This is a genomic window from Flavisericum labens, from assembly GCF_045446075.1.
GTDB lineage: Bacteria > Bacteroidota > Bacteroidia > Flavobacteriales > Flavobacteriaceae > Flavisericum > Flavisericum labens.
Genome location: NZ_JBJJBQ010000006.1, coordinates 30,480 through 46,553 on the forward strand (window position 1 = coordinate 30,480; position 16,074 = coordinate 46,553).

Genomic DNA, 16,074 nt, shown 5'->3' on the forward strand with positions numbered 1-16,074 from the left:
TTAGTATTAATGACCTCCGCCTGCGGCTAATGCAGCTGCATCATCATCGTCATCAGATGCTGGCTGTTTTATTCGTAAGGCCAAAACACCGGCTATAATAAAAAACACACCACCAAAAATTATGGCATTAACAGCACTATCGTCCAGCAGATTTTTTACTATTGGACCAAACGTTAATGTTTGAATACCCATTGGGATTACGATCATCATATTTAAAATACCCATATATACGCCACGCCGTTCATGTGTTACTACTTTGGAGACCATAGAATAGGGAATTCCCATCATAGCAGCCCAACCTATACCAAACAGAATCATAGGCAAAATCACTAAGAGTGGGTCTTGAATATGAGGAATGGCAAGCATTGCGATTCCTGTTAAAAACAAACTAAAAACATATACTTTTTTGCCACCATATTTTAAGGCTAATGGTACCAATGCCAAGGCAAAAACAATAGTAGACACATTATAAGTGGTATTCATTTTTGCGGCTTGACTTAAAGCTTGTGATGCGTCAAAACTCATACTTTCCCTGAACATGGGTGCTATAAACTGCCAATAAACAAATAAAGCGTACCATTGAAACAAATATACAGCTGCCAATTTCCACATGAGTTTTGGCATATCCTTAATTGCATCAACGATTTCCTTGAATGGGGTTTTAATGCGTTCTGACAGTGGCATTGCATTGTGCTTCTTTATTTCTTCAAATTCCTCTTCAGAAGGTGGAATTTCGGGGGTTTTTAAAACAGACCAAAGAATTGTTGAAACCGATAGTACAGCACCAATAAAAAACGAATAATACAACCATTTAGGAATAGCTTTCACACCTTCATCAACGGCTTCTGTACCCCCAAACCAATCTTGAAACAAAAATATAGAAGCATTGGCCAATACAATTCCAGCACCTACAAACAAACTTTGCATTTGATAACCAAAACTTAATTGTTTGTTTGGTAGTTTATCACCCACAAAAGCACGATAAGGCTCCATGGCCATGTTATTACCTACATCTAAAATCCATAGTAAACCAACGGCAAACCAAAGCGTGGGACTAAAAGGGAAGGCAAACAAACATAGACTGCCAATTATAGCTCCAATTAAAAAGAAAGGCTTTCGTCGACCCCAACGAGGTGACCACGTTTTATCTGAAATTGCCCCAATAATCGGTTGAATGATTAACCCGGTTACTGGACCTGCAAGGTTCAATAAAGGTAATTCATCATGATGTGCACCCAAGAATGAAAATATGGGATTTACGGCTGTTTGCTGCAATCCAAAACTGAATTGAATCCCTAGGAATCCCACATTCATGTTAAAGATTTGCCAGAAAGACAATGTTGGTTTTGTGAATTTCATATGTGTTTGGTTTAGTTGGTATTTATCACTTCTACTGCATAATGCTAATCGCAAAACCACCTCCAGATGCTAGTTTTATATCTAAAGTTGAATCTTTAGTTAATTCCAATTTTTCAATTTCATAGGCTTCCGGATTGTTATCCCAATGGGCATTTGGTGCATCTTTGTAAATCGTGGCATTATACGATTTCCCCTCATCTAGAAAATCAAATTTTATCGATTCTGTTCTTTCATTTTCATCAGTAATAGCACCAACAAACCAGTTTCCTGTTTTTCGTTCTTGTCTGGCAATAGTTACAAAATCGCCGACTTCTCCATCCAAGACTTTTGTTTGTTGCCAATCTACCCCAACATCGGTAATAAATTGAAATGCCGGATGTACTTTTCCATCCATCATATAATGCTCTGGCAAATCGCAAGCCATTTGAATAGGACTATAAATCACAACATACAACGCCAATTGATGCGCTAAGGTTGTATTAACTTGATTGTCTTTTTTATACTCATCAAACTTTATATTAAAAGCTCCTGGAGTAAAATCGATTGGCCCCGAAAGCATCCTGGTAAATGTTACAGTAGGCAAATGACTTGGAGGGTTTCCTCCATCTGTAGCCCAAGCGTTAAATTCTTGACCTCTTAACCCTTCTCTAGCGATGGCATTTGGATATGTTCTACTCTTACCTGTAGCTTTAATGGGTTCGTGCGCATTAACAGCAATTTTCATTTTTGCAGCTTCAACCAAAACTTTATGGTAATGATTTACCATCCATTGTCCATGATGATATTCGCCTTTCGGAATAATTTCACCAACATAACCTGTTTTAACAGAATTGATACCATTCGCTTTCATAAAGTTATAAGCCTCATCCATTTGCTTTTCATAGGTCAATGGTGCAGCAGATGTCTCATGATGCATAATAACCTCAACGCCCTTATCTTTGGCATATGCCATAACTTCATCAAAATTATAATCAGCATAAGGTGTCATAAAATCAAAAAGCCCTTCTCTGTCATCTGCAGAGGCTAGCCATTTGTCCCAACCCGTGTTCCAACCTTCAACTAATAATCCTTTAATACCATTTTGAGATGCGAAGTCGATGTACTTTTTAGCGTTTTCGGTAGTAGCTCCATGTTTTGATGTTGCCGATTTTCCTTCTGTCCATGTATTCATATCTTGGCTACCTTCCATATCCCAAGTGGATTTTCCAATATGCATTTCCCACCATATACCAACATATTTCATAGGGGTAAAATAACTTACATCACCAATTTCGTTAGGGTCGTTAAGATTTAATATCATTTTAGATTCGATTAAATCGCCTGCTTTTTCGGCAATTTGAATGGTACGCCAAGGTGTATTAAATGGTAATTTTAACTTTGCTTTTCCGCCTAATCTATCAGAACCGACCAATTCACTTACCATATCCAACTTTTCAGTATCTACTTTTAAAGTCATACCCGCATAATTTGTTAAATCGGCCTCATGAAAACTTAAATACAAACCATCTTCGGTTTTCATAGTTACTGGCGTATTAACCGCGTTTTCGGGAATGTAAGTGGCCGCCAAATTTTCATGGTTTTGTTTTGAAAGTGCATCAATTTCCGAAAATTTAGTTTCGCTGTACAAATGCTCGTAAATGTCCCAATCACCAGGAATCCACCATACTTTATGGTCGCCTGTTAAATTAAATTGAGTGTTTTCATCAGTAACTAAAACCTCTTTCAAGTTTTCCTGTTCAGGAAATTCGTATCTAAAACCAACACCATCATTATAGACTTTAAAATGAATATTGAACTTTCTTTTTGATTCAGATTGCTCTTCAAGATTTATAACTAACTCATTATAATTATTTCTTACTGAAAGTTGTTCGCCCCAAGGCATTTCCCAAGTTTCGTCAACTGAATTTGTTAAAGTCCCAACGGTTTTAAAGTTATCTTTTAATGATGGTAAATCTTTAAAATCAAAACTCATGAACGAAGTATCTATAACCGTTTTGTCTTTATGGTTAACAATATAACATGGTTGACCTGTTTTGGACAATGCAAATTCAACTGAGATATTGCTGTCTGGCGAATCAATAGTGAAATTAGATTCTCCTTTTTTACATGCTGTTAAAAGTAAAAATACTATACCCAATATGCCTAATTGTATTCTGACTCTTTTCATAATATTATTTATTATACATCATTATTAATTACTTTCATAAAGTCTGGCCTCCCAAGGGGTTAAACTTAAGGGTATTTCATCAAATGTTTTGTCGTCAATGGATTGATTCGCTATAACAAGTTTATAGTTTCTATATATTGGATTTAAGTCAAATTGAACATTATCGTTTGACATATTAAGAATTATTAGGTACGTCTTATTTATACCTGCTCTTGTGTAGGCAAATATTTCTGGATGTTCTGGTGCTATATCCTGATAATCTCCATAAATTAAATCATCATTGCCCCGACGTATATCGAGAAGCTTCTTATAAAAATTAAAGATGGAATTAGGGTCTTCCAAATTATTTTTAACATTTATTTCCGTATAGTTAGGATTTACAGCAAGCCAGCTTTTATCACCATTTGTAAAACCCGCCTTATTTTCATTGGACCACTGCATTGGTGTACGGGCATGGTCTCTTCCAGATTTGTTCAATTCTGAAAGATAGGTTTCAGGACTTATGCCGCTAGCCACTATTTTTGGATAATTTCCTTTTATTTCTACATCATCAAATTGATCAAAGGAAGTAAATGGATAATTAGTCATCCCTATTTCATCGCCCTGATACAGAAATGCCGTTCCGCGTTGCGTTAATAGCAACATAGCTAGCAATTTTGCCGACGATACTCTATATTCTGGAGAATCATTTCCAAATTTGCTTACGGTTCGCGGATTATCATGATTTGTTAAAAAAATCGTTGGCCAGTTATTGTAATCGACATTACTTTGTTCGTTCAATAATTTTTTAAGTTCTGGTAATGCCCAATCGTTTTGGTACCAGTTATCTCTTCCAATACGTGCCGCATCAAACCAAAAAGCCAGATTAATTTCTTCATTTCGCTCATCAGTAAGCTCCATCGTCATTTCTGGACTACCACCAAAGGCCTCTCCTACCGTCATGACATCATATTTAGAAAGTACTTCCCTATTCATTTCCTTTAAGAACTCATGAAGTCTTGGCCCATATGCATATGTAAATTCTGGATGTTTTAACCCTGTAGAATCCATATCTTTAAATTCATGAGGTTTTGAAATCAACGCTATAACATCCATTCTAAAACCGTCAACACCTTTATCAAGCCAAAATTTCATCATATCATAAACTTCCTCACGTAATTTTGGGTTCTCCCAATTTAAATCGGGTTGCTTCTTTGCAAAATAATGTAGATAGTACTCTCCGTCCGGTCCAGCTTGTTCCCATGCTGAGCCTCCAAAGAATGATGGCCAATTGTAGGGTGCCTTGCCTTCTTTACCCGATCGCCATATATAATAATCTCTGTAAGGATTATCCTTTGATGACATACTTTGCTTAAACCACTCATGCTCATCGCTTGAATGATTTACAACCAAATCTATAATTAGTTTAATACCTCGTTGTTTCATTCCTGCCAACATAGTATCAAAATCCTCCATGGTGCCAAATTCACTCATAATTTTTCGATAGTCCCGAATATCGTAGCCATTGTCTGCATTTGGTGAATCGAAGTGAGGGCTCAACCAAACTACATCAATTCCAAGTTTATCTAAATAATCCAATTCGGATATAATTCCTTGAATATCTCCAATACCATCACCATTTGAATCTTTAAATGAGCGTGGGTAAATTTGATACACAACCGATTCTTTCCACCATTTTTTTGTGGGCATTTCCTTTTGTACTTCATTGTTATCCATTTTTTTAATACAACCACTCAAGGTTAAAATGGCCAAAACAATGGACATATACTTTTTCATAATACACAATTTAGCCTATTTACTTAAATCACAAATAACAGCCTGATAAGGTTTTAATGTAACCGTTTCACTGTTAACGTTGAGTTCATTATAATTATTAATAAGAGTTTCGTCTATATCTTTAACTACGGGCAAGGTGACATTGGAATCATGGTCAGTGAAATTTAACAAAACCAAAACCTTTTCATTATTTAAAGTTCTTGTAAAACTGTAAGTTTCATCATTATCCTTATCTAACAGCTCATATGCGCCATAAACCAAAACCTTATTATCTTTGCGAAGTTTCACCATTTTTCTAAAATGATTCAATACACTATTCGGGTCCTTATCTTGAACTGAAACATTTATTTCTTTATAGTTTTCATTCACTTTTTTCCAAGGTGTTCCTGTTGTAAAACCAGCATTTATGGAATTATTCCATTGCATTGGCGTACGTCCATTTTCACGAGAACTGTAATTGAGAACCTCCATAAATTCGTCCATATCCTCATCCTTTGCCAATGCTGTTTTGAATTTACCAATGGCATCAATATCTACATATTCTTCTATGGTGGGCATGTCTATGTTGGTCATGCCCAATTCATCCCCGTAATAGGTATATGGCGTACCACGCATACTTAGCAAAAACGTATTGAGCATTTGGGTAGAAACTCTTCTAAATTCAGGACTAGCGTTACCGAATCGATTTACCAATCGAGAATTATCATGGTTTGAAAGGAAAATAGCCAACCAACCTTCCTCGGCAAAAGATTTGTCCCATTTTGTAAATACTTCTTTAAAATCAGATAGTTCATAACCATCTGGTGTTCTGGACATATCGACATATTCGAAATGGTAAGCCGTTTGAAGCTCTTTTCTATCGGCATCTACAATATCGTGAGCATCTTGCAATGTGCTTCCTGCCCCCTCGGCTACGGCAAATACATCGTACGGTTCTATTACTTCTGTGTACATTTCTTTTAGGTAATCATGCAATTGTGGACGCATGCCATACCATTTAATAAAATCTTTTTCGTGCCCTTTTGGAAATTCCGGAAAGGTTGTGTCTTTACTGGCAAACTGAAAGGCATCCATACGAAAGCCATCTACTCCTTTTTTTGCCCAAAACTTCATGATATCATAAACTTCTTGACGCAGTTTTGGGTTTTCCCAATTTAAATCGGGCTGCGCCTCAGCAAAGGTGTGTAAGTAATAAGCGTTTGTTGCTTCAACATAATCCCAACCGCCTTCTGGGTCGAAAAGACTATGCCTGTGTGGTGGTTTTCCCTTTTCTGCTGGCCACCAGTGATAATAATTATAATACTTATTATCTCTTGAGCTACTGGCCTGCTTAAACCATTCATGCTGGTTACTGCTATGGTTTACAACGACGTCTAAGACAAACTTTATTCCTCGTTCCTTCATACCAGCCAGCATAGCATCAAAATCTTCCATCGTCCCATAACGTGGGTGAATGGCCCTATAATCACTAACATCATAACCGTTATCTACTAACGGTGATTCGAAAAAAGGATTCATCCAAACCATTGTGATTCCTAAACTTTCAAGGTAATCCAGTTTTTCAATGACACCTTTAAAATCTCCGAAACCATCACCATTTGAATCGTTAAAACTTTGCGGGTAAATTTGATACAATACGCCTTCTTTCCACCATGCAGATTTGTTCATAACAGGTTCAGTTTTATTTGGTTTAATTTCATTACAACTAGTCATTAACAATAGCGTAAAGACAAATAGAATCGTATTTTTCATTTTGTTTTTTTAGATTATTCTTAATAATTCTATTTAAATTTCATTAATTTTTTATTACCAAGCAGAATTCTTGAGATAAAAGTATAAAAGATTGACCGAAATCGTTTTCGAGTTACCAAATTATCCGAAGTTTTCTTACACTTTTTTTTAATTTAAAAAACTACAGTTTGGTTCTGACTGGCAGGTATATTTCCGCTTCCCATTCAAGTTCAACACCTCCAGAATGCGGGTCGTTTAAAAAAACTTCTATGGGGTTGTTGTCAATTTCAATATTATTTCTATCGGCATAATCCAACAGAGTAAACCACCCTCTGTCTGAGATTCTATAATTTCCGTTGAATATGGTTCTTAATGCTTTCTTCTCTTTAATGGTTTTGATTTTTATAAGTTTTGACTCCGGATAACTATATTGTTTAGCTATTGGGAAGCAAAAATCGAAGGTTATCAAATCTTCATTTAGGTTCCATTCGGTAACCTCTAAAAAAGGGTCTCCCTTTAATTCTAAATTATTATCTCTAAGGTAATTCATAACATCAATGGTATGCGCAATCATTAATTTTGCCTTTTCGTTTAACTTACAGCTCAAAGTGATATAAGCACAATTTACTTCAGGAAATATTGCCTCTTCAACTGAGGACAATTTATACTCCGTTTGATGTGTTTTCAGCCCTTCTCTTATATGTTTTACCGTAGTTAAACTTCTTTTTACGAAATCTGTTTTGGTAAAAGGAATTTTGAATTTTTGAAAAAGACTATGTTCGGCATCCTTTAAAAATGCCGTTACTTTCGTAACAGAATCAGATTTTCGCTCTATTGACCATTTAATATCGATAATAGAATCTGAAACATTGAGTTCTTGATTTAATTCTGAAAAGGGAACTTTAGAAGTTGTTGACACTACTTTTTTGTTCAATGGTTCTCCATTATTCCAACCCAATAAAGCACTATAAATAATTCCTGGAGCTTGATGTGTTTTAAAGGTGATTCTATAATTATAATCCTTAACAAAAAAGTACCAACCCATAAATACTAGCAAAATAATAGTAGCACATGACAAAATAATTTTCTTCATACTTCCTATTTATTTCATCTTGACTTTTTCAGCAACTAAGTGCCCCACACTTCTTCCTTGTTTAAGTCCTTCCTTTATTGCTGCCATGTAATGAATACCTCCATACAGTCTACTTATGGCCGCCTCATCCGCGGCACTATTAAATGATTTAAAACTTCTTATTGGTAACCCAAAACGCACCTCAGTATCATCATCAAAGCCAAAATTATTCCCGAAAATTGAGGTTAGCACCGTTGATGCAGAACCAGAAACAACTGAATGCCCGCTGGTATATTCTGGAAATGGTGGTGTTTGTAAAATAGGTTTCCATTTTTCATCAATATGCTGATTAATCAAGGTTTCTGGTCTTATCAGATTGCTTCTATATTTTTCATCCCAACAACTAATAAAGGCCTCAAAAATACCAATCGATGCTTTGGTAAATGCATATACTGTTTCATTAAAACCCAGATTTTTATTTCTACAGGCAATTTTGGTAATACCAATCCAATGGGCTCCCGGTGAAATCTTTTTGGTTGCAAACATCAAATGGCCGCGAGTAACCGAAACAAATGGGTTACAGTCCCAAAATTGGGCAATTTCTATTTCTTCAGAGGTGTCTCCTCTTTTTGTAATGTCTTCACTAACATTGTAAACTTCAATAAGTTCTTTGTAAAATGGTGAATCTTTTTCCAGCGAAAATTTTGGTGGAGGAATTGGTTTAAACTGCGATGAAGAATCCAAAACCATAGTTCTTATTTTCATCCAATGCGGCTCAATACCATCCATATAGGCTGGCGGTGTTGGTTGCCATCGCGAGGGGTCATCTGTATCAACATTAAACTTATGCATCGTTCTGGTTTGGCTATAATTATCTCCATTCATCCAATCTTTAATATAATTGGCTACTTTTAATCCATAAACTTCTGATGCTTCAAATTCAAGTTTATTTTTATCGTTCCAAACTTTATATAAGCTGTCTCTCAAATGGATTACTTTTTCCTCGGAAAAAATAAGCGTCTTGCTCAATTCCATATGTGCTACCAAGGCCGAAACTTTCAAGTTTACATTTTGATTTTCTGCTTTTGGAATTGATGTTAATCCCGTTAATTGTCCCGCTAAAGATTTATAAGTTTCATTGTTTTGTGATATAATCTCAAAGGCGGCAATATTAGGATACACATATACCCTACTTGCTACGGGTGGTGAGAAAACGTCATGAATCATAATATCGGTAACGAGGTCTATAGAATCAAAATAATTCTCAGAAGTCACTTCAATGGGTTCATCAATTGTGTTGCAACTTTGTAATATTGCAAATCCCATAAGTATTAAATACGCCTTATTTAATTTCATAAATTTGAACATCATCATTATGTATTACAGCAATTAAGTATTTTTTATTATTAACGGTTATTGTTTCTAATTTGGTTACGGCTTTTTTGAAAAAATCGAGTCCTAGGGTATTTCCCAATCTTATTTTATCGTTGGTTGAAATAAGAGCTCCCAAAAACCCGTCAAATCGTCCATGATATGGCTTTACACCAAAGTAATTTCCGGCACAAAGCACTTGCTCTTCTCCTGATAAATTAACTTTAACAAAGCTGTTTATGGGTGCAACTTGTAACTGCGTGTTGAATTCCTCAAAAACAAATTGGCCGTTATCGCTCTTTAAAACCCCTGATGCTAAGGTATGCACTTTAAAAATTTCGGCACCAGCTAAAACTGAATTATCAAAAACTTGATTAATTGGTTTTCCAGCAAAATCTTTATAAACCGTAAACTTCTTTTTCGTTAAACTTACAAGTTGCGAACTCAATTCATCTAGACCTTCAAGAGTATAATACTCACCATTTTTCTCAACGGCCAGTAGGGTTTCTGTTTTTGAATTTTTGTCGAAATCAGAATAATACATCAACATTGGAAATTCTTCTGAAGCTTTAAATTTTGTATTCGTTCCCCAATTTCCAAGCAGGTAATCCAAATCACCATCAGCATCTACATCAAAAGGAATTATGGCGCGCCATAAACCGTTTAACTGACTTGACAAATAGCTACTGGTTTTATCAATAAACTCGCCATTATTATTTTCTAAAAATACAGGTTGCATCCACTCGCCAACCACGATTAAATCTACTTGACCATCATTATTAAAATCCGACCAAGTGGCATCTCTAACCATACCTAAATTGCCTAATGATTTTTTAACAAAAGGACCACCATTATTCTGCAAAACGTAGCTTTCAGGAATTTTCCCAAAGTCATTAGAAATACTGGCATTACCAACAAAAATATCCAAATCACCATCGGCATCATAATCCGCAGCTTTAACAACGGCCGTATCTTCAAAACCTTCGGGAAGGTTTAAAGCTTCCGTTCCGTTTTCAGAAATGGTGTATAAATTATTTTGAAGCGCTTTTGATTTTCCATAAAACTCACCACCTCCAGCAGCTACTAACAGGTCATTCTTCCCATCATTATTGAAGTCTGAAATAATGGCTGAACTTTCTTCAACAATGGCATTATCATTTAAAAGTTCATCTTCATATTTCTCAAATCCGGTTTCCGTTTGAAAATATATTTCTGATGGCACGTGCTTGCCATTTCCAAAAAAAACATCATCCTTCCCGTCATTATTAATATCGCCTACTGCAACTGCTGGCCCTCTATCGGAAATTTGATAAGGAATTAATTTGTTTCTATTGGAATCGATATAATTATTATCTGAATGTTTAAATGCGATTCCTAAATTACCTTCAACTTTTGAAAATATTTGGTGTTTTTGAACTTTTTCTAATTGATATATATAGGGCTTTGCAATTTCAAAAGTCACTTTAATTGCCTGATTTGTACTTACATTTTTTAAAGTTTGATAGGTTTTGTTTGGCCAAATTACTTTTATGGAATCGACTATTTTTAAAGTGTCCAAACCAAAATGCAAAATGGGTTGTGAGGACGACTGAAACCCCCTTTGCAGAAACAACTCTTTGGATTGCACATTTCCCTTATAATACAACAGTGCTTTTGTGCCAATACCAAAATGATTGTTTTCCAGATATTTAAATTGAAGTTTTAAATAATTCTTTTTTGAATTGGTATTGTTAACATAAACAGTTGCCGGTGCATCAATATTATTGGTCACTAAATCCAAATCGCCATCATTATCTAAATCTGCATAAGCCGAACCAGTAGAATAGGACGCCTTTTGAGTTACCCAAGTATCCGTTTCGTTGTTAAACTTTAAATTTGTGTCCCCTTTATAAAAGCTGTTTTTCAACTTCCCATCGGGCATATAATTTAAGGCTTCTTTATCGACTAAATTAGTGGTCTCAATTTTCTTTTTAACTTGACTGTTTGAAATATACTTAATATAATCTAAATCGTTTGGCCGTTTAGGAATACCATTGGCAATGAATACATCCTGATTTCCGTCTTGGTTATAATCTGCAATCAGTGCGCTCCAACTCCAATCCGTAGCTGCAATATTACTCAAGAATCCTGTTTCGGTAAAACTGTTTGCCCTTTGATTGATTTGCACCATGTTTCGGGCATATTGATAATGGTAGCCAAACTGTTTAGTTCGCAAATTTTGTATTTGTATGTTATCGTCTCCTACAGATGATTTTAAAACTTTTTCATCCTCTGGAAGCATGTCTAATGTAATTAAATCTGTAAAACCATCGTTATTGATATCGGCAGCATCGTTGCCCATTGAAAATTTGCTAACATGCCCAAAATATTCTTTTAAGGATTCTGAAAATGTACCATCTCCATTGTTCAGATAGTAATAATCGTCTTCGTGAAAATCGTTGCTCACATAAATATCGGGATAGCCATCTTGATTAAAATCTGAAATAGCCAACCCCAAGCCATAACCATTTGCACCTCCAAAAATTCCAGCACTTTCACTTACATCAACAAACTTATTGTTATCATTTCGCAGCAGCTTATCACCGCTTTCATACGTTCTATTATTTCTTATGCTGGCTTTACCAAATGATTCTTCGGTGTGTATGGCATGGTTTAGTAAATACATGTCTAAATCGCCATCTAAATCATAATCAAAAAAGGCCGCTGACGAACTGTAATTGTCAAAATCCAAACCGTATTCTTGTGCCTGTTCTGTAAAGGTAAGGTCGCCGTTATTTATATAAAGTTCGTTCATTCCCACAAACCCATTGGTGCCTGCAACAGCACATACGTAAATATCCAGTAGGCCATCGCCATTAACATCGGCCATTGAAACTCCAGTACTCCAATCGTTTTCTCCACCTACACTGGCAAGCTCTGTAATATCTTCAAACTCTAGGTTGCCTTTATTCAAATACAGTTTGTTCTGGTTTTGATTTGACGTAAAAAAAATATCCGGAAGTTCATCATTATTTACATCACCAATAGCTACTCCCCCACCATTGTAATAATACAAATAATCTAAAATATTCTGGCCAACAGTATCTTTTAGTTTATTATTAAAGTAGATTCCAGAATCATCTGGTGATAAAATAGTGAATAGTTTTTCTGGCTCATTATTACACCCAAAAAAAGTTAAGGAAACAATAATATATAATACAGATTTATTCATTATTCAACTTGAAAATTTTTGGTTGCTCACTATTAATACCTATTACAATGTTGATTTCATTTTTTATTCTTAAAATTGAAATATTCTTGACCTCGCCATTAACAAAAAATCCGGAGTCGTTGTAATCCACCCAACTAAATACACCATTCCCATCACCCAATAATAAGCTTCCATAATTAGCATCCAACCTAGAATACTGAGGTTTTAAATTATATTGATTCCCACCTAAAACCAAATCTAAATGCGAATCATTATTCACATCCAAAACAGCAATGGCATTGACACTTGAAAACTGCACTTGGGCGGGCAATGGCATTAATGTAAAATTACCCTCTTCATTATTTAAAGCAACTACTGTTTCAGACCTATTTACTTCTCGAACTATAGACTGCGAAATAACTTCTTCAGGGAAGAGTTCCTGAATTGATTTTGTAGCATACGCAGAAAATTTTAAATTGTTCTTTTTTAAGGAGGCTATTTGGGCGGTTAACTCATGTTTAGTTATAATAGGCACATCTTTGCCATCGATGGTCTCTGTTAAAATTTGCTCTATCGTTCCGTTATTGTCAAAATCGTTGATATAGATTTTTATGGGTTTTTCCTTTGAGGGTTTATAGGGCAAGTTTAGTCCATTATTGCCCAAAACCAAGTCTGGTAATCCATCATGATTCAAATCGGCTACTTTAATGGCATTCCACCATCCTTTAAAATCACTCAAATTTGTTTCGAGCTCAACCAACTGTTTACCGTTATTCTTGAAAATTCTTGGAGTTCCCCAATCTTCAATTATAATCAAGTCTTTTTTGCCATCTGCATTAAAATCATGCCAACTGGCATCGGTTACCATGCCCAAACTATTAAAAGCATAGGCCCTATTTTTGGTAACATCCCTAAATTCGCCATGGCCGTCATTTTCCAACAACTGTTGTTTAGCATTAATGCCATAAACTGCTGGCACACTCCTATTTCCAATAAAAACATCTGTATCACCGTCATTGTCAAAATCATAGGGCGCAATTACCGATGCATTATGAAATGTAGATTGAATAGACCAATTACTTTCACTAAAATTGCCCTTACTATTATTCAAATACAATCTGGTTTTATAGTTTTTTTCGTCTTCTACTTCATTTCCTCCCGTTCCAACCATGAGGTCTAAATCACCATCATTATCGGCATCAAAAAAGGCAGAAGCGGTATCTTCAAGGTCTTTATCCTTATCAAACTCTTGTACCCCAGTAGAAGTCAAATTCCCTGAAGAGGTTTGAAAATATAGTTTGCTTACCTGACCTTTTGCTCCTCCTACAAAAATATCATCCAATCCATCATTATTTACGTCGGCAACCGAAATTGTAGGTCCTTCTCTGGAAAGCATTTGATGTATTAATCCTTCATAATTAAAATCGCTATGATTATTTTCCTGATGAGGTTCTATGCTTGTTATCACTTCAGAAAATATTGTTTTCCCTTTTTTTCTTGAAGGTATGTATTTGTTTAATGCTTCTTCTTGATTGAAGGTATATTTCTTATTTGGAAGAATCTTTTTCACTACTTCAAAGGTGTCATCAGGCCATATAACTTGAATGGAATCAATGGTTTTATCACCTATTCCGATAGTTTGAATATAATCAACAGATGACTGAAAACCTCTTGACGGAATGACCTCCTGAAGAATTACCTCATTATTTGAAAACAACTTTATTTTACTTCCAATACCATAGCCATTTGGTGATTTTCCTTTTAACTGAATTTTTATATAATTGTTTTGAGTTAAGGTTTCTGCGTTATTTCTATAAACTAAAGCTTCCTGATTCACATTATTAATAACAAGGTCTAAATCGCCATCGTTATCCAAATCACCATAAGCTGCACCGTTTGAAAAGGTAAGCTTGTCAAAACCCCAAGATTCAGTAACATTACTAAAGCCCAATTTTCCAGAATTCTTAAAAGCATAATTGGTAATCGGGTTGCTAGGCATTTTACTTATAATGCTTGAAACCTCTTCCTTCTCTCCCGTAAGCACCATATTTTGGATAATGTCGTTAGCGAAAAAAGTCATAAAATCTTGATTGGTTAAATCATGATAAATGCCATTACATACATATATATCTTTATAGCCATCATTGTCCATATCAAACAAAAGGGCACCCCAGCTCCAATCAGTCTTGGAAACACCACTTAGATTGGCTATTTCTGCTAGATAATTATCACCGAGATTTAGCTGCAAACTATTTTGCATGTATTGATGGTCAAAATCCAATCCTTGTTTTCGTTGGTACACATCATAGGTTTCAAACTGAGTGGTTTCTTTTACTCTTTTATTATGCTCTGGTAGCATATCGGTAACAAATACATCTGGGTTGCCATCATTATTAATATCTGCCATATCTGCTCCCATTGATGATTGACTGGTGTGGGTTGTCCAATCTTTAATAGCCTCGGTAAATGTGCCATCTTGGTTGTTGATGTAAAGATAATCGCGCTCGTAAAAATCGTTTGAAACATAGATATCTTGATATGAATCTTTATTAATATCACCTACGGTTACACCGAGTCCAAAACCAATTAAACTCCCAAAAATTCCTGCTTCATCACTTACATCTACAAATTTTCCGCTATCATTACGCAACAATTTATCACCTCCACCTTTTAATAAACTTGGCACATCCCAATCTTGAGCACGCAATTCTCTTTTATTGGAATAGTTTAAAGAGTTAACCGGTATAAAACTATTATTAAGTATATACACATCCAAATCTCCATCTTTATCATAATCAAAAAAGGCGGCATGGGTCGTTAACCCATTTTCTGCAAGATTATATTTTTCAGCTTGTTCGATAAATGTTAAGTCGCCATTATTGATATAAAGCTCATTTTTTAAATTATCGCCTTCCACGTTACCAGCATTACACACATAAATATCCAATAAGCCATCATTGTTAATGTCAACCATATTGACACCAGTTGACCAAACATTGTTACCTTCAATATTTGCGGATTTTGAAATATCCTCAAATTTTAAATCCCCTTTATTAAGAAATAATTTGTTTGGACCTTGATTCGCCGTAAAATAAATATCGGGTAGGTTGTCATTATTGATATCACCAATGGCCACACCACCACCATTGTAAAAATTTCGATAGGTGAAGATATTAACCTCTTTACCATTTTCAACGGTGTTTGTAAATTTCACACCTGTTTGTTTTGAATCTAAGTTCGAGAATAATACATCGATTTTTGTATTATTAGATTCTTCGCCACAAGACATAAAAAATGCAACAATGAAAAAGAAAAACACTCCCTTTTTGCTCATAATATAGAAGACTTATAATTTAAGGACAATATAACATAATTTGGCTTCCTGTTGTAACTTATGGATATAAAAAA

The 16,074-nt window shown here is 35.1% G+C and carries 8 protein-coding genes; all 8 read right to left on the reverse strand.

Translation table 11 applies throughout. The features are described 5' to 3' along the window. Positions 1 to 6: 6 nt before the first annotated feature. The 8 genes from ACIEHO_RS11040 to ACIEHO_RS11075 all read right to left on the reverse strand — a co-directional run bounded on the left by ACIEHO_RS11040 (position 7) and on the right by ACIEHO_RS11075 (position 16,000). Positions 7 to 1,359: an MFS transporter gene (locus tag ACIEHO_RS11040; protein ID WP_406971642.1), complete on the reverse strand. Its 1,353-nt coding sequence runs from the start codon at positions 1,357 to 1,359 to the stop codon at positions 7 to 9. Between the two features lie 31 nt (positions 1,360 to 1,390). Continuing rightward, positions 1,391 to 3,526: a glycoside hydrolase family 97 protein gene (locus ACIEHO_RS11045; protein WP_406971644.1), complete on the reverse strand. Its 2,136-nt coding sequence runs from the start codon at positions 3,524 to 3,526 to the stop codon at positions 1,391 to 1,393. A 24-nt stretch (positions 3,527 to 3,550) separates the two neighbouring features. Further along, entirely contained in the window at positions 3,551 to 5,302 is a 1,752-nt protein-coding gene (locus ACIEHO_RS11050; RefSeq protein ID WP_406971646.1) for a glycoside hydrolase family 13 protein, read from the reverse strand. 15 nt (positions 5,303 to 5,317) lie between these two features. After that, a complete protein-coding gene (locus ACIEHO_RS11055) occupies positions 5,318 to 6,970 on the reverse strand; it encodes a glycoside hydrolase family 13 protein (RefSeq protein ID WP_406971648.1) in 1,653 nt (550 codons plus the stop codon). Positions 6,971 to 7,214: 244 nt separating this feature from the next. After that, positions 7,215 to 8,126 (reverse strand): GyrI-like domain-containing protein, encoded by a 912-nt coding sequence (locus ACIEHO_RS11060; RefSeq protein ID WP_406971650.1) that lies wholly within the window; start codon positions 8,124 to 8,126, stop codon positions 7,215 to 7,217. 9 nt (positions 8,127 to 8,135) lie between these two features. Beyond that, positions 8,136 to 9,461, reverse strand: coding sequence for a vanadium-dependent haloperoxidase (locus ACIEHO_RS11065; RefSeq protein WP_406971652.1), 1,326 nt, complete (start codon positions 9,459 to 9,461; stop codon positions 8,136 to 8,138). Then, positions 9,448 to 12,687 carry a VCBS repeat-containing protein gene (locus ACIEHO_RS11070; RefSeq protein WP_406971654.1) on the reverse strand — a complete coding sequence of 1,080 codons (3,240 nt, stop codon included), beginning with the start codon at positions 12,685 to 12,687 and terminating at the stop codon, positions 9,448 to 9,450. The genes ACIEHO_RS11065 and ACIEHO_RS11070 overlap by 14 nt, the downstream gene beginning before the upstream one ends. After that, positions 12,680 to 16,000 (reverse strand): VCBS repeat-containing protein, encoded by a 3,321-nt coding sequence (locus ACIEHO_RS11075; RefSeq protein ID WP_406971656.1) that lies wholly within the window; start codon positions 15,998 to 16,000, stop codon positions 12,680 to 12,682. Before ACIEHO_RS11075 ends, ACIEHO_RS11070 begins: the two co-directional genes overlap by 8 nt. Positions 16,001 to 16,074 lie beyond the last annotated feature (74 nt).